The sequence below is a fragment of the Vibrio sp. 10N.222.48.A3 genome (assembly GCF_041475345.1).
GTDB lineage: Bacteria > Pseudomonadota > Gammaproteobacteria > Enterobacterales > Vibrionaceae > Vibrio > Vibrio tasmaniensis_A.
Genome location: NZ_JBFRVX010001515.1, coordinates 1 through 611, shown reverse-complemented (window position 1 = coordinate 611; position 611 = coordinate 1). Strand labels below are relative to the sequence as shown.

1 protein-coding gene is annotated in these 611 nt (G+C 47.5%); it reads right to left on the bottom strand.

The features are described from left to right. On the bottom strand, positions 1-611 hold a 611-nt coding region (locus tag AB4653_RS27485), incomplete at both ends, for a sodium/glutamate symporter (protein WP_372105823.1).

Below are 611 nucleotides of genomic sequence, written 5' to 3'. Positions count from 1 at the left end.
CACTGCTCTAGGTACTTCGCACCTGTGATACAGATAAGAAGGATGAACAACACCTCAATCACCTTCTTCGCCGTCACTTTGTCTTCTTCATACTCGTTATAAGTAACAAGTTCAGGGAAGCGTTCGTGCGTTTGCGTGCCAGTACCGTACTCAGATTCAAGCTGGTTTTTATCAATCAGCTTTTGCGCCACTGGGCTACCGATAATACCACCGATGATCAAACCAAAGGTCGCTGAAGCCATTGCGATTTCTAACGTATTTGCAATGCCAAACGTGTCTGCAAAAGTTTGAGACCAAGCCGCGCCTGTACCGTGACCACCCGAAAGGGTGATAGAGCCAGCAATCAAACCCATCAAGGGCTCAAGGCCTAGTGTCGTTGCTAAGGTTACGCCTACACCGTTTTGGATAATGATGTAAACCGAAGCCACCCCTAAGAATAGGAATACCTTGGCACCACCTTTCATCAGCTGTGTGTAGTTAGCTGCAAGGCCGACCGTTGCAAAGAACATCAACATAAATGTGTTCTGCAAGGGCAAAGAAAACTCAAGATCAAGGCCGTTAAAGTGCAGGGCTGTAATAGCAAAAGCGACAATCAAGCCGCCGACAATGGG